Genomic DNA, 19,974 nt, shown 5'->3' on the forward strand with positions numbered 1-19,974 from the left:
CTGTTCTTTCTATTCATCATCGGAACCCAATAAACTGACTTCACCCGATGTTCCGCTTGCATAGCCCAGCAGGCCTTCCGGGTTTACGCGCAGTGCAGCGCCGACCGGGCAGGCACGCACACAGACCGGGCCTTCCTTGATGTCTTTGCACATATCGCATTTAACGGCCACTTTTGTGCCTTCAGTATCATCATGCACCTTGGGGGTAATGCCCAGCATCATCTGCCACAGGCTGCGCTCAGGCTGTTCGCGGATGACTGCCATCTGAATCACATCATATGGGCAGTTCTGCTGGCAGTTACCGCAGCCTATGCAGCTGTCATCGATATAAACCTCGCCATGCGGAGCGCGATGGATTGCATCGGGCGGGCAATCTTTCATGCAGTGAGGGTGTTCGCAATGGCGGCAAGAGGTAGGAACGCGGATGTTGGCGAAAATCGGCCCTGTCTCGCGGTCCAGGCGCGATGCACCGCCATGGGTGGCGGCACAGGCGTCTTCACAGTAGTTGCAGCGCACACATAGGGACTCATCGATGAGCAGCACATCGGTGGCTTCGCCGACACCTTGCTGTATCAGGAATGAAATCAGGTTCGACTGGGTGGACTGGCTGGTAAAAGAGCCGCCGCCACTGGGCGCGCTTTCCAGCTGTTCGCGTTTTTCCTGGTCCTGCAGGTGCTGAAGGTAACGTGCGTCCAGCGAGCTGCGTATTTCCGGGTTGCGCGCGATGATTTCACGCATACGGTCAGCCTTGATCATGACCGCATCTGTCGCGACCGCGGCACGCACTGTAGCGTAGCGCGGCTCACCGGATACCAATGACATTTCGCCGACATAGTTGCCTGCGGCCACATAGAACAGCACGACTTCTCTGCCGGCGATCATGCGTGAAACCGTGACCGAGCCGCTTTGGATCAGATACAGGCCATCGGCTTCGTCACCTTCGTGGAAAAGCTCTTCTCCAGCCTCGAAGCTTTTTAATATGGCATGGCTGGCAACATCGTTGAGTTCTTCTTCATCCAGTGAAAGACCGATGCAGATCTGCACAACGGTCTTGATTGCAACCTCATTCAGTACGCGGCGCATAGATTGCACCGAGTTGATGAGTTTCTGCATCAGGCGTCGCGGGGTTTCGATCAGTACGCACTTGGTGCGTGCCTGTACGGTGCCTGGTCTGCGTCGGCCTGATACCAGTGCCATTTCACCGAAAAATTCCCCCGTTTTAAGATGACCATCCGGATGTTCGTCATCGTCGATCAATACATCGAGTTCACCTTCCACGATAAAAAAGAACGTGGTGCTGTAATCGTTGCGCTTGAAAATATAATCACCGGGCTCAGGCAGCAGTATATTGCTTTCCAGTACAAGCTCCCGCAATTGCAGTGTGCTGAGCATTGCCAGCAACGGTACGTTTTTCTGGATTTTCAGAATGACGTCATCAACGCCGCGGTCATTGCAGAAGGTCGAGAATTTCTCGCGCAGCATTTCTGTATCGGCCGATTCCACGGGATTGCCAAGAATGTGCTCGATGACTTCATAGCCCTGGTTGATGCCCTGTTTGATCAGCGGGTAGCCGGCCAAAGCGCCGATGATGTAAAGGCCGGGTACATTGGATTCATAACTTGCGGAAAGCAGGGGCAGAGCGCCGGCATCGGCAGTCGGGAAAGCGACGCCGAAGTTTTCCAGTACCGGACGGGAGGGCAGTGCGCCAAGGCGCGCGATTATCCTATGGCAGGGGATGCGTTCAATGCCATTGGGTGTGCTTGCAAACAGCGTGATAGGAAAATCGCCGCTGTGGTTTATTTCTATGGATTGCGGTTTTGTCTGCAGCAGCCAGTCTACAGTGCCTTTCTGCCTGGCTTCGGTCAAGTGGTTGAGGTTGCTGTCTTTCAGGTTGCTGAAATCTTCAGCCCGGTTAAGGATGATGACCTGATTGCGGCCGGTAAGTGCCAGCGCGTTCTCTACACCGGTGTCACCGCCGCCGACTACCACAATGGTTTCGTTCTGGTAAGCATCCGGATCGTCCAGGTGATATTGGACCTCAGGTACGTCACCGCCCGGAATTTCAAGTTTACGCAGATTGCCTTGTACGCCGATTGCCAGGATCACATGATCCGCAGTGATTTTTTCACCGCTTTCCAGCTGAACTGCCAGATGTTTCGTGGTGCGCGAAATGCCGGCAACCTTGGCGTTATAGCGGATGTTGATTTTTTTGTCCGCGATGGTCTTTTCCCAGGTTTCGAGGACATTTTCGCGCAGCGATGCACTGAAAGGCAGCGGGCTGCGCAGTGGCAGGGCGCGCGGTTCGGCCATCACCAGTTTGCGGCGCTGGTAATGACGAATGGTATTGGCAGGCGCTGACGTTGCTTCAAGCAGCAAGTAGTCCGCATTTTGTTCAGCAGCGCGTGTGGCAGCCGACAGTCCGCTGGGACCCGCGCCGATAATGATAATGTTGAAATGTTTAGCCATGTAGCCCAATTATACTTTTATACTGTGTTTAAGTGGTGCCATATCCGTATATTATGGCGTCAAATATGACTGAATATGCAGGCCGAGATTTACATGAACGGTGTTTTTACTGACTGTATGCCATGGAGCGGCAGGTTCTGCCATTCAATCAATGCCTGACGGGGGTGAGGGAAAATATGGATAAATTTATGCAGGCAGCCATCGACGAAGCGCGAATCGGTCTGGCTGAAGGCGGGATACCGATAGGTTCGGTTATTGTCCATCAGGGTGGCATTATTGGTAGGGGGCATAACCAGCGCGTTCAGTGCGGCAGCGCGATTCTGCACGGGGAAATGGCGGCTTTTGAAAATGCCGGCCGCCAGCCGGCCAGCGTGTATAAGGAATCTGTGCTGTATACCACATTGTCTCCCTGTTCCATGTGTGCCGGTGCCATTCTGCTTTATGGCATTCCCAAGGTCATCATTGGTGAAAACCGGACATTTATGGGCGAAGAAGACCTGCTGAGATCGAGAGGCGTGGAAGTTGTCGTGATCCAGGATGCGGCCTGCATAGCATTGATGCAGGCTTTCATCGCTGCAAAGCCGCGGCTATGGAATGAAGATATCGGCGTCGTGTGAATGCAGCCACGGCAGGTTTCCGGCAGGCAAGGCCATGCCTGAAGCTAATCCAGCAATATCTCGCCTTTGCGCAATAGCAGCTCAAAATCCCTGGCGGGTAATGGTTTGCTGAACAGGTAACCCTGGATCTGATCGCACTGCTGACTCTGTAAAAACTCCAGCTGCTGTCTTGTTTCCACGCCTTCGGCAATCACCTTGAACCCAAGCCCTTTCGCCATGCCGATGATGGCGGTGATGATTGCCGCATCTTCAGGAAACAGCCCCATATCCCGTACAAATGACTGATCTATCTTGAGTTTATCGATCTTGAACTGTTTCAGGTAATTGAGTGAAGAATAACCGGTGCCAAAATCATCAATCGAGAGATTGATGCCGAGCACCTTGAGCTGGTTCAGCACGCGGATGGTGCGTTCAGAATCTTCCATGGCGATACTCTCGGTCATTTCCAGTTCAAGCATGGCAGCGTCAAGCTTCGTTTCGCGCAGCGCGTCGCAGATGGATTCGTACAGAGAATCCTGGCGGAACTGCACGATGGAAAGATTGACGGCAACCGGCACGATGGCGATGCCTGCAGACTGCCACCCGGCTAATTGCTGCAAGGCAGTATTCAATACCCAGTTTCCGATTTCATTGATGAGGCTGCTTTCTTCGGCAATCGGTATGAAACTCGCGGGCGATACCATGCCTTTTTTCGGGTGCCGCCAACGTATGAGGGCTTCAGCGCCGATAATTTTTGATGTGACGATATCCACCTGGGGTTGGTAATACAATTCAAATTCACGCTGTTCCAGTGCCTGCCTGAGTTCATTTTCGATCTGCAGCACTTCATAGGCCTGCTCGTGCATCTGCTGGGTAAAGAACTGGAAATTATTGCGGCCGGCTTGCTTGGCGCGATACAGCGCTGCATCCGCAGATTGTGCGAGCTGTTCAAAACTGTCACCATCCTGCGGAAACTCGGCAATACCTATACTGGATGTCAGCGTGATGCGCTGTGAACCGAAAGTGAATGGCTGGGATACGATTTCCAACAGTTTTTTTGCTACGTGGGCAGCGCCTTCTGCATCCGTGCCGGGCAGCAGCATGATGAATTCATCCCCGCCTTGTCGGCTTAAAGTATCTTCGGGGCGTAAAGTGTTCAGCAGGCGTTTTGCAAGCTCTTGCAGCAAGGCGTCGCCAGTGCTGGGACCCAGGGATTCATTGACGAACTTGAATCGGTCAAGATCAAGGTAAATCAGCGCCAGAGGCTCGTTGCTGCGATTAGCGGCAGCCAATGCCAGCTTTGCCCGGTCACTAAGCAGGCTGCGGTTCGGCAGTTGTGTGAGCGCGTCAAAATTACTCAAAAATTCTATGCGCTGTTCTGCCAGTTTATGCTCTGACAGGTCGCTGATGATGCCGATATGCTGTGTGATCTTTCCATCCTGATTGCGGATGGTGCTGATAGACAGGCGTTCGGAGAAAAACTCACCGTCTTTACGACGGTTGAGAACTTCACCTTGCCAGTATCCTTTGTGGGCGATCTGCTGCCACATTGCTTTGTAGAAGGCTTTGTTGGTAATGCCGGATGCCAGTACGCGTGGATTCTTGCCGATAATTTCCTCGGCTTTATAACCGGTGATCTCAGTAAAGGCTTTGTTGACGGTCAGGATGTTATTGCAGGCATCCGTGGTGATAATGCCTTCGCGGCTGAATTCAAACACTTGTGCGTTGACGCGTAACCGTTCTTCGGCAGCTTTACTATCGGTAATGTCCAGCCATGCACCTACCACCTCAACCGGTTTTCCTTCGCCGTCCCGGATCAGCATCAGCTGGTCATCTATCCATATCACGCTGCCATCGGCATGCATAAAGCGGTACTGGTGGTTCAAATAGCCTTGTGACAGCAATTCCTGCTGAGCTTTCATGACGGTAGCCCTGTCCTCAGGGTGCACGTGGTTGAGCCAGAATCGTGGACTATGCCAGTCTTTAACCGCGTAGCCTGTCAGTTTCTGGATGTTGTCACCGATGAAATCAACGACAAAATCCTTATGCCCGGGGTGAACTTTGAGTGAGTAAATAATAGCCGGGTTTACATTCAGTATATGATTGATACGGTTGTAAGCGCCTTCCAGATCCTGTACCAGTTTCAGACGCTGCGCTTCGTGATCGAAATTGTTAAGTGCAAAACTGATGTCGGTCGTCAGTTCTTTCAGCAAATTGGTGATTTCTTCATCAAAACCATTGGGCTTGGTCTGATACACGTTCAGGGCTGCAAACGGTTTGCCGTTGCGCTGGATAGGGAAGGTTGCCGCGGACTCCCAGCCGAATTGTCTTGCCAAGTCATGCCAATGCTCGGTGATTTTGTTGGTCAGGTAGTCATTCAGGATCATGATCCTGTTTTCTCTTAAGCAAATACCGGTTGGCCCCTGTCCGCCAGGCAAGTCTTCCAGTATCGAGAGTGACAGGTTTTCAGTATATTCAACGCCGCTGCCATAGACCGCTACCGGTAATATTGCTGAGCTTGCTTCGTCAAGCTGGCCTATCCATGCCATTTTCATCCCACCGAAATCAACGGCGCACCTGCACACCAGTGGGAACAGGTCGTCTTCATTCTCCATGCGCACAATGGCCTGGTTGATCTGGCTTAGCGCCTGATAGAGCTGGGTCAGCTGTTTGATCCGGTCTTCGGTTTTTTTTCTTTCGGATAAATCGCGCACGTTGAGGAAGTAAGTCTCAGCGTCAAGTTTCTGGCAGCTGACTTCCACCATAAACTCTTCGTTATTACTGCGGATGAATGTACATTCTTCATACAAGACTTTGCCGGACATGACTTTTTTGACGCTGGGTTCCAGCCGCGCAAGCTCACGCGCTGCCAGGATGTCATGCATACGCATTTTTAAAAGCTCATCACGTTCATGATGCAGCATCTGCAATGCTGCATTGTTGGCTTCCAGTATAGCGTGCTCACGACTCAAGACCAGAACGCCATCGCCCGTCTGATCAAACAATTGCTGATAACGGGCATCTGCGCTCTGGCGGCTCCTGATCAGGAACCATATTGACAGCCCCAGCAGCATTGTCAGCGCAACACCTGTCAGAGCGACCAATGTTGATTTTTTGTTGGTGATGATCCGTTCCGTAAAAGCGGGAGTCGTATTTAATAATATCGTCCAGTGGCTACCGGCGATATCCAGTATCCGTGTTGTCTGCAGGTCGCCTTGTGCGCGTCTCTGGGCATGACCAGTTTTATCGGAATGATATAAAAGGGTGGAGTTGGATACTGTATCGCTGTCATAGATTTCTATATCGATATCCGGGTCGATTTCGCCGCTGAGCCCTGCCATTAAATCATTCAGGCGAAAGGGAATATCTACCCAGGCCGTGATCGCATCACGTCTTTCAGCTACTGTATTGAGCTGGGCGCCTTTTTTGTAGATAGGCAGGTACATGACGAATGCATGGACTTTATCTTTGTTTATATCCTGTATCAATGTGAAACGGGAGGTGATCCTGATGTCATTGTCATCTCTTGAACGCGCCATTGCGATACGTGCTGCAGATGCTGTGGAGGTGTCAAAGCCCAGGGCTTTGGCGTTTTCTTCATCGAATGGTTCAATGGTCGTAATCGGGGTATAGAAATCACGTTGCCCTTCCGGGTAGATTTTGTAATCCGGGAATCCATGCTGACGTTTGTCTTTGATATGACTTGCTTTGTCGGCATCTTTCACCAGCTGGACTAAAGCGATCCCTTTCAGGCCGGTGTAAGTATTGAGCCGCAGTGATTGAACGTACTGGTGGAACTCTTCGGTGGTGACTTCATTAGAGCCATCAATATAGCCTTTTACGCCACGCATCACGACTTGAAAAGCGTTGATGCGGTTGAAAATGTTGGTAGCGGTCACATCCGCGGAATATTCGAGGCTTGCGCGTAGTTTTTTACTGTCATCCCGCTGCGCTGTCACCCACAGGCTGTAGGTGATGAGTGATCCGGCGAGCATGACCAGCCCTGATAAAAGCCAAGGCGTTAGCTTCATGCTGATCAATCTGGCAACATGTTTTTTAAGTGTCGATAACAGGCTCATCTGGTATCCGTTTTATTATTGCTATTATTAGCATCGGAGTTTACACCTAATTAAATTTGAGTTGGGATAAAATCTAATGTATCTCATAGCGTATCAGTGCAGGGTGCATGGAAGCAGGCGCGCAGGTACAGCATATGTGTCATTGGAACGTATGCCGCCTGCCTGATGATTGCTGGCAGATGTAAGCGGAATAAATGGGTATACCTGTATTAATTAGCTGCCGATCGTGTTCTCATGATTGCGTTTGTGCGTTATTCATGTCGTGACCGGATGTGTTTTGAAGTCATTAAATCAATGGAGTGCAGTTTATGAAAAAGAATTTTGCCTTTGTTTTTGCTGTACTGATGCTTGCCCTGATTTTATGGGGCTTGTTCTTTGAAAACAGCGCTACGACCATTATGATTAATGGTCAGGAGATTGCCGGACCGCTGAAAGGTGTGCTGGGAGCGGGCGGCCTGGTAGTTGCGCTGGTTGCCATGATTTGCCTTGCTATCCTGCTAATGCTGGCTTTTGCCGGAACCGGTGTGATCATTCTTGGCTGTTTTATTGTCGGTGCCGGAATCGTTACAGCGTTCATGTTTCCTTTTTTATTCCCGGTGCTGATTCCATTAGCCCTGATCTGGGCTTTTGTTACCCTGGTGCGTAAAAAAAGCTGATGCCGGCGATTTGCCTTAGCCGGTCATGGCAATGCCCTTAAGTGTTCGCACGCATTTACCCTGGGCACGGATTTCATTACATTGCCAATAACGGTGGCACGCTATGCGGAGTTATTTTAATCAGATCAATGCTTCGCGATTTCCCCCTTTGGTGCCACCGTTTTTTGCTGGCGTCCGTGATGTGGCACTGTTTAGGGAGAAACTGCGGCCGGTTATCGCGCATATTTTGCAATAATGTCGGCATAGCGTGGCACGTTCCGTACCAATACTGAGTGATGGCTGTCTGCATAAACCAGCCGGAAGTCGCCGCGTACCCGCAGCAACTGCGACAGCGGCTCGTTGAGGCCGGTAATCACGTAATCAATATCGTACTTGTCGAATGCCTGTTCCCAGCCAGGCTGCACTTTGGCAATTTTCACGTATTCATTCACAAAGTCATCGCCATACATATCGGCACGTCCGTCGATGAAGACTTTCTGTTCCGGGCACAGGCGGTAGATGAGGTAGCCCCCGAAGTTATAGCTATTGAACATGTGCCCGCTGATGCCGGTACTTTTGATAAAGTCGGTAGCTTTCACCGGCAGTATTGCATTGATCTGGTTTTCAATCCTGGCGTTATAAACCGGATAGTATGCGGTCAGTCCAAGTGCTATGACTAATAATGACAGCCAGTTCAGCCAGTGTTCCCTATGGTTTATCTGTTTGCCGCTGCCTATCCACTTTTTATAGCACTGCAATAGCCTTGACTGATGCCAGGCCGCACAGGCGCCTTCCGGATTGATTCGTGCCGATGCGATGGCAATGAAAGGCATGAGCGTCAATGTGGCCAGCGGTACATGCCGGATGGCGATAAACCCGAGCAGCATGAAGAATGTGGGAATAGCCAGCTCGGTCAGGTCGGGTTTGCGCGGCATGTAGGTGTATGAAATAAAGAATGCCAGCACGATAAGCAGGTAAGACCTTGTCCCCCAGTCCTGGAACCCGGGGCTTTTCCATTCGGATATCTGCCTGGTCACATCCATGCCTGCAACCTGAAAAGGATATAGCCAGTGACTTATAAACTCAGGATTGATCGCACTTGCTGCGATTGTAGCCGCCGCTGCAATGGTGAGTTGGCACAGCTGATGTTGCCTTTTTAAATCGTGAGTGTAAAAAATAAGGTAATTTGCCCATTCGCATACGGCAAACAGGCCAAAAAGCAGGATGCCTGCCAGGTAGCCGCCATGCGCATTGACCCAGATCACCATGAGCAGGGGCAGAATGAACAAATGACGGCTTGCCTGGGAGTATTTGTAATGCAGCAGGGCATAAAGAAAACTTGCAAAGAGTACGTAAGTCACCAGCTGCGGCCTGGGCGCAATGCCAAGGCCAAATGGTATGCAGGCAGCAAGCAACAGGCCGAACGCGATTGAAGGTGTTGCGCTAAAGCGTTTGAGTGTCAGGTAGGTGATGGCCAGTGCGGCCATGGCGAGTGAGGCTGTCAGCAGTTTGACTCCGAATGGCCCCAGCCAAACAAACATGCCGTAAAGCGCCACTTCAAATAACCATTCGTGCAGTACCCATGGCTGATTAAAGTGAGTAAACGAAAATATGTCACCCTGGGGCAGGGCGCCTAGCTTGACGATATATTCACCGGTTTTCAGGTGCCAGAAATAATCGAAGTCGGTCAGCGGGAGCAGTGTCACCAGCAACATGTACATCGAGATAAAAACCAGCCCTCTCAGATTAAGAAGCTTGATTACATATTGCATGTATTGGTATCCCATTAAGCCATCGGTAATGGCGCGCTGCTATGCGCATCGATTCATTTAATCATAATCTTGCCGGTGCGTCTATTTGCGCTGGAGGCTGTGCTTGATGGCAGAGTGCGTTGTGCAGGGCGGTTAATGCGCCCGGTGCCGGTATGCTAAGTATGCTGTGGGATATTGGGCAGGTGATAAAAACAAAAAAACCAGTACATCACGCAAAGATGTGCTGGTTATGTTTAGTTTAAACATGTTTGATACTGCGACTTTCAAAATGACCGGAAACTGATAGTCATCACCGATGAAAGTGGCGTCCCCACGGGGATTCGAACCCCGGTCGCCTCCGTGAAAGGGAGGTGTCCTAGGCCTCTAGACGATGGGGACCTTGAACATTTCTTTAAACCGTAACACACTTTTTTAGGCCAATATCACTGCTGTGATACAACGACTTCAAATCAAGTGCGCGTATTACTATATGATGGCGTCCCCACGGGGATTCGAACCCCGGTCGCCTCCGTGAAAGGGAGGTGTCCTAGGCCTCTAGACGATGGGGACCTAAGAATTTACCGCTTAACCAAACATTACTGCTCAGTAACTGCAAGTGCAGCATTTTACTACAATCTACTGACAAATCGAAGCGATTTTTAACAATTTTGGTGGAGGTAAGCGGGATCGAACCGCTGACCTCTTGCATGCCATGCAAGCGCTCTCCCAGCTGAGCTATACCCCCAAATCTACATCGTTTCCGCTTTGAATCTATCGCGGTGTCAGCGAGGCGCCATATTAAAGATGGGCGCGGCGCTTGTCAATCACTTTCATTCTATATTTGCTTAAATTTCCCAAGCTGGAATTATCAAGCCGTTACATCAGCCGGTTTAGTCCTGCTGGCTTGGGTTACGGGTTTAACCGCGAATGTTGGATTGGCTTTCAAACTGCGTTAACTCTACGCGAGGTTGCGGCTGCCATCCGGCTTTGCGGTGCTCGGCAATTACGTTGGTGAATACACCGCCACGCACGAAGAATTTCGCTGTTACGCGCATGAATTTTGGCTGCGTGACCGCTACCAGGTCATCAAGAATGCGGTTGGTTACAGCTTCGTGGAAGCAGCCTTCATCGCGGAATGACCACATATACAGCTTCAGGCTCTTCAGTTCTACGCAGGTCTGGTCTGGAATGTAATCCAGGTAGATCACGGCGAAGTCAGGCTGGCCTGTTTTCGGGCACAGGCAGGTAAATTCCGGGATTTCCATATGAATATGAAAGTCGCGGTTTGGGTTCGGATTCTCAAAAGTTTCCAGGGTTTTAGTGGGTTGCGCGGTGGGCTTCGCGCCTAATGATTGATCGCTCATGATGGATGTGCTGCTTTTTGCTTAAAAAACGTTATTATAACGCTTAAGGGCGCTTCTATAAATGCAGAGTTTTGGGATGTATTGCTTACCTTAACCGCATAAAGCCGCCGTGTGCCCAGGATATCGGGTTATAGAAGCATGTTTGATAATTCAAACAAAATAATTCAAATAAAAAACTCTACTGGCCTTTATATCTTAACTTTGCGTTTAACTCATTTAAAATTAGCCGGATTCAAATCATTTGTTGATCCAACAACGCTGCATATTCATGGGCAGCGCGTCGGCATCGTCGGGCCAAATGGCTGCGGTAAATCCAACGTGATGGAGTCGGTGCGCTGGGTACTTGGTGAATCTTCCGCCAGGGAGATGCGTGCTGATGCGATGGATGCGGTCATCTTTAACGGTTCCGGCAACCGTAAATCCATTTCTCGGGCCAGTGTCGAACTCGTGTTTGATAACAGCATGGGCAGTGCCGGCGGGGAGTGGTCGCAATATGCCGAGATTTCGGTCAAGCGCGTCATCGAACGTGATAAAGGCTCTACTTACTATATCAATAATACCGTCGTGCGCCGCCGGGATGTAGCTGACCTGTTTCTGGGTACAGGGCTGGGCGGGCGCGCTTATGCCATCATTGGCCAAAATACCATTAGCCGTATCGTTGAGGCCAGGCCGGAAGAAATGCGCGTGTTTTTGGAAGAAGCCGCCGGCATCACCAAATATAAAGAGCGCAGACGCGAGACAGAACTGCGTTTGCGTGATACCCGGGATAATCTGACGCGGGTAGAGGACGTGCTGCGTGAGCTTGATAAACAGATTCTGCGCTTGCAGTCCCAGGCAGTTGTTGCGGCTGAATACCATCGTTTGCAAGCGGCCTTAAGCCTTACCCAAGGCCAGATATGGCTGTTGAAGAAGCGTGAAGCCAGTGCCGGCTGGGAAAAAGCCGGGCGCATTGTTGAAAAACTGGTAAATGAGCTGGAAGCGAAAACTGCCAATTTGCGCAGTAGCGAGAATGCGCTGGAAACGGCCAGGCAGCAGCATATTGCTGCCACTGAAGCCGTCAATGCCGCACAAGCCTCATATTATGAGGCGAATGCAACAGTTTCAACACTCGAAAACCAGGTCAGGAGTACTGCGGATGCGCGAGATCGCATGCAGCAGCAGTTACAGCAGCTGCTTAGCCAGCTGGAGAGAAATGCTGCACAGCATGCAAATGTTGAAAGCAGCTTGCTGGAGGCAGGCAATAAATTGCTGGCAGCAAATGCTGATTTGGATTCGGCTGAATCGCTCACATTGGCCGCACGAGATGCTTTGACTGCTCACACAAAGCAATACCATGCCGCCCTCGCGGACTTTAACGCCAGCCAGTCAAGCTGGCTGGAATCAGAGCAAAGGCTGCGACTGGAGCAGGCCAATATCGGTCACGTTACCCGTGCAATCAACGACATGACAGAGCAGTTGAAGCGATTGCGGCAGAATTTATCTGCGCTGGAAATTCCCGCTAATGAATCGCTTGTTGAAAAGCAAGCGCAACTGGAAGTGCTGGAAGCCGAGGTTAAAGCCGCAGAAGCCAGGATTTCGGATATGCTTGAAAATGAAGCCGCAATCCGGGAAGCCATCAAAACCGCACGTGAGTATGTACATGAGCAGCAGCGTAGCCAGCATGTGCTGGAAGCTGAAATCAACTCCTTGTCAAAAATTCAGCAAGCGATGCATGATGCGAACAATGAAGCTGCTTTAGCTTCATGGCTGAAACAATCCGGGCTGAATAACAACGCGCGCATCTGGCAGCTGATTGGTATTCAATCCGGCTGGGAGACAGCGCTGGAATCGGTTTTAGGTAGCCGGCTCAATGCTTTGGTGCATAAGGCGCAGCCTGAAACCAGGCCGCCAACTGCGCTTAGTGTCGCTTTCAGCCGCGGCGAGATTCATCATGCGGCAGTAAATGCCCATGGATATTCGCCGATACACTCCGTGATTGAGCGGATAGATGCTACCTGCCAGGCCGTGTTGCATGACTGGCTCGCAGGTGTATATCTGTTGACGGACGATATGAGCCCGGCTGCTGCCAGCCAACAGCTTAACCAGGGGGAGTGCCTGGTCAACCGGCATGGTGATATTTACACACGCAACAGCGTTGATTATTTTGGAGCGCAGTCGTTGCTGCATGGCGTGCTCGAACGTCAGGCAAGGCTGGAGCTGTTGCAGCGACAGTTGCCTGAGCATCAGCAACGGTTAGCCGCCGCAGCCAGCCAGTTGACGCAGCTGGAGGCAGAGTTGCAGGAGTCCCGTACGAGCCAGCATACCGGGCAGCAGCACCTGAAAAGTATCACTCAGCAGGCGCATCAGCTGAATTTAAACCTGCAGCAATTAAAACAGCAGCAGCTAAGTGCGCTTCAGCGTAAAGACATGCTGGAAACAGACAGTGTTCATGCCAGCAAAAAACTTGAAAGCCTGCAAACTGAAAAGTCGCTTAAAGAAGCACAGGTTGCCGGGATCAATGCGGATTTATCACAGATGCAGACGCTGAAATCTGCCAATGAACTTAATAAGAAACAGGCTGAAAAACAGCTTAATGCAACGCGCAGTGAGTTGCAGGCGCTGGAGCGTGCTCACCAGGAAAAAGCATTCAATATAAAACTTATTCAAAATAATATCAAAGAGTTGGAATCAAAAATTCAATTCTTACATGAAGAAAAATCCAGCCTCAGGATTCGTGGTGATGAGCTGGAAACTGCACTGACTGTGACACCGATGGAAACGCTGAAAGCAAACCTGGAAGCTGCGTTAAACGTGAAGCATGCCTGCGAGGATGGGCTTGCTGCAGCGCGCAATGCATTGGCTGAATGCCAGGAAGCTTTAATGCAGCAGGAGCGCACACGCCTGCAGAATGAGCAGATGCTGCACCCGGTCAGGGATAAGCTTGAAGCCGGCCGGCTCAATGAGCAGGAAGCGCGGCTGCATTTCGAGCAGTGTCAGGCCGGGCTTGCATCCTGCGGAATGGATGAAGCTGTGCTGGCAGATAGCTTGCAGCAGCACCAGAACCAGCCGAAAACCGGCGACCTGGAAAGCATGAAAGGTAAACTGGAGGCTGACATCGAGGCATTAGGGGCGGTGAACCTGGCTGCCATTGATGAGCTGGCGTCTGAGCAGACCCGTAAACAGTACCTTGATAGCCAGTGTCTTGATTTAACCGATGCAAGCCAGACATTGGAAGATGCAATCCGCAAAATAGACCGGGAAACAAGGAGCCGTCTGCAGGCGACTTTCGATGAAGCCAATCTGCATTTCAATGAGCTGTTCACGACCTTGTTCGGGGGCGGCCAGGCCAGGCTGGTGCTGCTTGGGGATGAAATCCTGGATACGGGCATGCAGGTGTTTGCACAGCCGCCCGGCAAGAAAAACAGCACCATTCAGCTGTTATCGGGCGGTGAGAAAGCGTTAACGGCGCTTGCCCTGGTGTTTGCCTTCTTCAGGCTTAATCCAGCCCCATTCTGCCTCATGGATGAAGTCGATGCGCCGCTGGATGACAGCAATACCGAGCGCTTTTGTGCCATGGTGAAAAAAATGTCGGAAAGAACGCAGTTTTTATATGTAAGTCATAATAAAATTACGATGGAAATGGCGCAGCAATTGATAGGTGTTACTATGCAGGAGTCTGGAGTTTCGCGTATCGTTGATGTAGATATGGATGCCGCAGTGCTAATGGCTGAGGCGTGAATCCTCGGTATATAAATCCTCGGTAGTTGAAATATAGTTGAAAGTTTAATGTAAATGAGCGATTTGCAAATAGTTCTAATTGTCATCGGTGGCCTGATTATTGTTGCCGTTCTGGTATTTAACTGGTGGCAAGAAAGGCGCTTTCATCAACAGGTGGAGAATAACTTTTCCAGTATCAAAAGCGATGCATTGCTTGAGGAGCCATCTTTGGATACGGCGCAGCGCTATGATACGGAAGATGATCCTGATCACGATGCGTTCTCGATCAGCCATGACCTGATCCATGAAACGCCGCTTGCCAAACAAGAGCCGGCGCTTGAAACCCATGACCATATTGATGACCAGGCTTTATACTCAGAACCGGAAACCACATACATCGCGCCTGAAGCGATCCAGACGCCTGAAATCAGTGAAGCTGCCGATGCCGAAATGCCTTATGTAGAAGCGCCTTTTGCTGCTGCGGAGCACAACGATTCGTTACCGCAAGCAAAACCAGTGAATCATGATGGCATAAAAGCTATTTTTCAGGATGCATTCAGCAAAAGCCCGGATGCCGTCAATACGCAGGAACTTGCTGCTGGCAGAGCGCTGGGCGCCGCCGACAGGGTAGAGCCGGAAGCAGCATTGGCACAGAGCCTGCCGGCCAGACTCCACGCACAAGTCGACCTGATAGCATTGCTGCATCTGGCGGATGTGTCTACCGTTAGCCAGGTCAGCGGCGTTTTAAAAAGCGATTTTGACGGCTTTGACAAGCCTATGTTTATACATGTGCAAACGCCAGACTCACGCTGGCTGCTACTGAGTGACGTAGCTTCCAAGCCGGATTTCGCAAACCAGAAAATATCAAAAATCGCATGCAGCTTGCAGCTGGCGGATCGGGCTGGCCCGGTTACGCGCAATGTCGTGAACCGTTTCCAGCTGGCTGTGGAAAGCCTTGGCCTGGATGTCAGCGCGCATGTGGAATGGCAAAGCAACGGTGATGCCGTCGCAGATGCCGCAGCTTTGGATGCTTTCTGTATCGATGTCGACAAAACCATGGGCTTTCATCTGCTGCATGGGGAAAACGGGGCATTTACCGGTACCAAACTCCGGGGGTTGGCTGAGGCCCAGGGGCTTGAGCTGTCCGCAGACGGCAGTTTCAAGTTTTTTGACGAAGCGGCTCAAAAACATGCAGCACTGGTTTCAACAGCTGCGACACCTTCTTTTGTCATGTTCAATCGTGAGCATCATCCCTTCAGCCCTGACATGCTGAGGCAGTCTGTAGTGAAAGGGATCACCTTTCAATTGGATATACCGCATGTCAATAACAGTACAGAGGCGTATAACCACATGGTGCAAGTCGCAAAGCAAATGGAAACCGGCCTGCATGCACAACTGGTTGATGATAACAACAGGCCTTTGGGCGATGCACAGATCGAGAAAATACGGCATCAGCTTAAAATCATCCAGGCCACGATGCTGACACGAGGTATTGTTCCCGGATCAGATGTTGCACATCGTTTATTCTCTTGATCCCGGGTATGCAATTCATGTTATTTGGCGCTGATCAGCGAGACACGGCATCACGTATGCAGGAACTGCGTGATTTAATAGCCCGTTATGATTACGAATATTATGTGCTTGATGCCCCTAGCGTGCCGGACAGTGAGTACGATAAAGTCTACCGAGCGCTGCAGGAGCTGGAGCAGCAACATCCATCACTCATTACGCCGGATTCGCCTACACAGCGCGTCAGCGGTTCTGCGGTCAATGCCTTCAACAGCATCACGCATCGCCAGGCCATGCTGTCATTGAATAATGCTTTTGAAGACAGTGAGTTAAGCGCTTTTGATAAGCGCATCAGTGAAGCACTCGGTATTGCCGAGGTGACCTATGCGGTCGAACCCAAGTTTGACGGCCTGGCCATTACGTTGACGTATGAAAATGGTGTTTTTACACAGGGCGCGACACGTGGAGACGGTTACACCGGTGAAGACGTGACGCATAATTTGCGCACTTTGCGCGCGATCCCGATGCGATTGAGCTGCAAGGAGCCGCCGCAGCTTTTAGAAGTGCGTGGCGAGGTGCTGATGCTGAAGCGCGATTTCGACAAGCTGAACCAGGCGCAGCTGGCCAAGGGCGACAAGCTGTTCGCTAACCCGCGCAATGCAGCTGCGGGCAGCTTGCGGCAGCTTGATGCGCGTATTACAGCGCAAAGGCCCCTGACATTCTTTGCTTATGGATTGGGCGCGGCAGAAGGTATTCCGACCTTGACCAATCATGCGATGGCGATGGATTACCTTGCCGGTCTACATTTTCCGGTGAGCCATGAGCGTGGTGTCGTCGCAGGTGTAGCCGGGCTCAGGTCTTATTACCAGAAAATCGGTGAAATACGCGATCGCCTGCCTTTTGATATAGACGGCGTAGTTTATAAAGTGAACGAATTCAGCCAGCAGAACGAGCTGGGATTTGTGTCCCGCGCCCCGCGCTGGGCTGTGGCGCACAAATTTCCTGCACAAGAGGCGCTCACGGTTGTGGAAGACATTACCGTGCAGGTGGGGCGTACTGGCGCAATCACGCCGGTCGCCAGGCTGAAACCAGTGTTTGTGGGTGGCGTGACCGTGACAAACGCGACTTTGCATAACGAAGATGAAGTGCGGCGCAAGGATGTGTACATCGGCGATACGGTCAGTGTGCGCAGGGCAGGGGATGTGATTCCTGAAGTGGTGTTCACGCTGATTGAAAGGCGTCCGGCCGATGCGCGTCGCTTTGTAATGCCTGAGGTTTGCCCGGAATGCGGCTCGCATATCCTGAAACAAGCCGATGAAGCGGTGGCACGCTGCACCGGCGGTTTATTTTGCCCTGCACAGCGCAAACAGGCCATTACGCACTTTGCCTCACGCCGGGCAATGGATATTGAAGGCCTGGGAGATAAACTGGTCGATCAGCTGGTTGAGGCTAATCTCGTGCATACGCTGGCGGATATCTACAAACTGGATCTGGATACACTCAGCAGCCTTGAGCGTATGGCAAACAAGTCGGCGCAGAATGTTTTAAATGCACTGGAAGCCAGCAAACAGACGACGCTGGCGCGTTTTATCTATGCGCTGGGAATGCGCAATGTCGGTGAAGCGACAGCCAAAGACCTGGCCAGATATTTTGGAGATCTGCCGGCCTTGATGAACGCGAATACTGAAAAACTGCTGGAAGTGAATGATGTGGGTCCTGTCGTTGCAGAGTCCATTACCAATTTTTTCTCTGAAGCACACAATCAAAGCGTGATTGCCGAACTTGTGTCAGCCGGCATCACCTGGCCTGTGACTGAAGGGAAGCAAACCTCTGGCGGCGTGTTGCTGGGTAAAACCTTTGTACTTACCGGTATCTTGCCAACCATGTCGCGCGATAGTGCAAAAGAGCTTATCGAAGCGGCAGGAGGCAAAGTGAGCGGCAGTGTTTCGAAAAAGACAGATTACGTAGTTGCCGGCACTGAAGCCGGAAGCAAGCTGGATAAAGCTCAGGAGCTTGGCGTGACAATTTTGGACGAAGCCGGTTTATTGGCATTATTGGGATAAACAATGGAAAATAATCACTATCATCAATATTTGGACGCCGTCATTGAAATTGCCAAAAATGCAGGCGAAGCGATTATGAAGGTGTATGAAACAGATTTTGATGTAGAAAATAAATCTGATAATTCACCTTTGACACAGGCTGACCTGGCGGCACATAATCTGATCGTGAGCTCATTGAAACGGCTGACGCCTGACATCCCTATCCTGTCCGAAGAATCGGAAACGATAGATGCTGATGTGCGCAATTCCTGGCAGCTATATTGGCTGATCGATCCGCTGGATGGCACGCGCGAGTTCGTAAAACGTAACGGGGAGTTTACGGTCAACATTGCCTTGATCGACAGGCATTCTCCGGTCATAGGCGTGGTGTATGCGCCGGCGACAGATTTGCTGTATTTTGCATCTTTGGGGCATGGCGCTTTCAAGCAGGCTAAAAATTATGCGGCTTTTCAGATCCATACCAGGCCGTTTAATATCGAGAAACTTATCGTGGCCGGCAGCCGCTCCCACAGCGACCATCAGGTCCAGCGCTTTCTCAATAATATCCATGTTGAAACCGGTGCTGTCCCTGAACTTATCAGCATGGGAAGTTCTCTAAAAATCTGCCTGGTTGCGCAAGGCTCGGCGGATGTATACCCAAGGCTTGGACCAACCTCGGAGTGGGATACGGCTGCAGCGCATTGCATACTGAAGGAAGCCGGTGGGGATATCGTTGATGAGGCAGGGCGCCAGCTGCGTTATAACACCAAGCAATCATTATTGAATCCCCATTTCTTTGCGACCGTTCAGAAGTCATTCAACTGGTCTGAGTTTTTATAAACACGCATGCAGCTGCTGCATTTAACTTAAAGAATATTGATGAACATGAAACTGCAATTAACGCTAACGACTTTAATTACTGCATTGTATTTTAATAATGTTTATGCAATTTCTGATGATGCGTATGCCTGCAATAAGGCCTATGAGCAGGGGGATTTTTCTACTGCATCTACATTGGCAGGCAAAGCATTGAGCGTCAATAGCCGGGATCGTGATGCCTTGCTTTGCCAGGGGCGTACCTATAGTGCACAAGGTGATTTGAAGTCTGCGTTAAGCGCTTTCAAATCCGCCGAAAAGTTTTCTTCCGATGCATTCGAAAAGACGATTGTTGCACTGGTCACTGGCCATGCCTATAAAAATGCCGGCCAATACGAACAGGCCATTGCCAGTTACCAGGAAAGCCTGAAACAGGCAGGGCTTGCAAAAAGCAAAGCGTTTGAGCGTGTGTCACATATCGGTATCGGTAATGCACACTTTGAAACCAAGCAGTATCCTTTAGCGCTGGAATCTTATTTAACCGCAACAAAACTGGATGCTAATGATAATGAGCGCGGTGAAAGTTTTGAAGATATTGCGGAGACTTATCACCTGATGAATCAGCATGACCTTGCACTTGAGTACCAGATCAAAGCTTACTTTATGCACCAGAAATCGGGCACTCCGGACCAGTTTGCACATTCCAGCATTGAACTTGGCCGTTATTATGCGGCTGCCAGGAACTATGCCAGTGCAGAAAACACCCTGAATAAAATCATCAAGTTTGCCAATGAGCAGGGTGGTGCTTACTATGAAGCTCAGGGCAGCTATGTGCTGGCACAGGTCAAGGCCGCCCGCGGAGACATGCAGTCGGCAAAAGCGCTGGTCGAAAAAGCCAGGCTGATCGCTAAAAATACCAATGATCCGGCATTGGATGAAGAAATCACAAAAGAAACCCAGAATTTAATTCAATAAAATTTTATTAAATCACCCTGTAATTTTGTAAGGAACTGACTGGCT

11 protein-coding genes and 3 tRNA genes are annotated in these 19,974 nt (G+C 50.7%); 7 read left to right on the forward strand and 7 right to left on the reverse strand.

The annotated features are described in order from the left end of the window. Positions 1-9: 9 nt before the first annotated feature. On the reverse strand, positions 10-2,466 hold the full coding sequence (locus GQ51_RS02055; protein ID WP_047553564.1) for a cyclic nucleotide-binding domain-containing protein: 2,457 nt from the start codon (positions 2,464-2,466) through the stop codon (positions 10-12). 176 nt (positions 2,467-2,642) lie between these two features. Here GQ51_RS02055 and GQ51_RS02060 point away from each other — a divergent pair, with 176 nt between their 5' ends. Continuing rightward, the gene (locus GQ51_RS02060) at positions 2,643-3,083 is read left to right on the forward strand and encodes a nucleoside deaminase (protein WP_047553567.1); all 441 of its coding nucleotides are present in this window, start codon (positions 2,643-2,645) and stop codon (positions 3,081-3,083) included. Positions 3,084-3,127: 44 nt separating this feature from the next. Here the strand turns inward: GQ51_RS02060 and GQ51_RS02065 are convergent, their stop codons facing one another. Continuing rightward, positions 3,128-7,093, reverse strand: a complete 3,966-nt coding sequence (locus GQ51_RS02065) for an EAL domain-containing protein (protein WP_235276143.1) — start codon at positions 7,091-7,093, stop codon at positions 3,128-3,130. Positions 7,094-7,449: 356 nt separating this feature from the next. On the opposite strand from GQ51_RS02065, the gene GQ51_RS11955 reads away from it, so the two are divergent. Next, entirely contained in the window at positions 7,450-7,797 is a 348-nt protein-coding gene (locus tag GQ51_RS11955) for a hypothetical protein (protein WP_052177644.1), read from the forward strand. A 212-nt stretch (positions 7,798-8,009) separates the two neighbouring features. Here GQ51_RS11955 and GQ51_RS02075 read toward each other — a convergent pair whose 3' ends face one another. The 5 genes from GQ51_RS02075 to queF all read right to left on the reverse strand — a co-directional run bounded on the left by GQ51_RS02075 (position 8,010) and on the right by queF (position 10,891). Then, positions 8,010-9,548 carry a hypothetical protein gene (locus tag GQ51_RS02075; RefSeq protein WP_152604101.1) on the reverse strand — a complete coding sequence of 513 codons (1,539 nt, stop codon included), beginning with the start codon at positions 9,546-9,548 and terminating at the stop codon, positions 8,010-8,012. Between the two features lie 302 nt (positions 9,549-9,850). Then, positions 9,851-9,926, reverse strand: a tRNA-Glu gene (locus tag GQ51_RS02080). 95 nt (positions 9,927-10,021) lie between these two features. Then, positions 10,022-10,097: transfer RNA gene (locus GQ51_RS02085), tRNA-Glu, on the reverse strand. 99 nt (positions 10,098-10,196) lie between these two features. Continuing rightward, positions 10,197-10,272 (reverse strand) — tRNA-Ala (locus GQ51_RS02090). Between the two features lie 172 nt (positions 10,273-10,444). Further along, complete coding sequence (gene queF, locus GQ51_RS02095) at positions 10,445-10,891, reverse strand: preQ(1) synthase (RefSeq protein ID WP_047549210.1); 447 nt, start codon at positions 10,889-10,891, stop codon at positions 10,445-10,447. A 201-nt stretch (positions 10,892-11,092) separates the two neighbouring features. Between queF and smc the strand changes: the two genes are divergently transcribed. From smc to GQ51_RS02120, 5 genes are read left to right on the forward strand one after another with little or no spacing between them, the layout of a single operon-like run. Beyond that, positions 11,093-14,608 (forward strand): chromosome segregation protein SMC, encoded by a 3,516-nt coding sequence (gene smc, locus GQ51_RS02100; RefSeq protein WP_047553588.1) that lies wholly within the window; start codon positions 11,093-11,095, stop codon positions 14,606-14,608. 54 nt (positions 14,609-14,662) lie between these two features. After that, positions 14,663-16,120: a cell division protein ZipA C-terminal FtsZ-binding domain-containing protein gene (locus tag GQ51_RS02105; RefSeq protein WP_047549213.1), complete on the forward strand. Its 1,458-nt coding sequence runs from the start codon at positions 14,663-14,665 to the stop codon at positions 16,118-16,120. Between the two features lie 8 nt (positions 16,121-16,128). After that, a complete protein-coding gene (gene ligA, locus GQ51_RS02110) occupies positions 16,129-18,159 on the forward strand; it encodes an NAD-dependent DNA ligase LigA (protein ID WP_235276144.1) in 2,031 nt (676 codons plus the stop codon). A 3-nt stretch (positions 18,160-18,162) separates the two neighbouring features. Beyond that, entirely contained in the window at positions 18,163-18,978 is an 816-nt protein-coding gene (gene cysQ, locus GQ51_RS02115) for a 3'(2'),5'-bisphosphate nucleotidase CysQ (RefSeq protein ID WP_047549215.1), read from the forward strand. Between the two features lie 45 nt (positions 18,979-19,023). Beyond that, positions 19,024-19,929: a tetratricopeptide repeat protein gene (locus GQ51_RS02120; protein ID WP_047553593.1), complete on the forward strand. Its 906-nt coding sequence runs from the start codon at positions 19,024-19,026 to the stop codon at positions 19,927-19,929. The last annotated feature ends 45 nt before the right edge of the window (positions 19,930-19,974 follow it).

Source organism: Methylotenera sp. G11 (assembly GCF_000799735.1).
In the GTDB taxonomy this organism is placed as follows: domain Bacteria; phylum Pseudomonadota; class Gammaproteobacteria; order Burkholderiales; family Methylophilaceae; genus Methylotenera.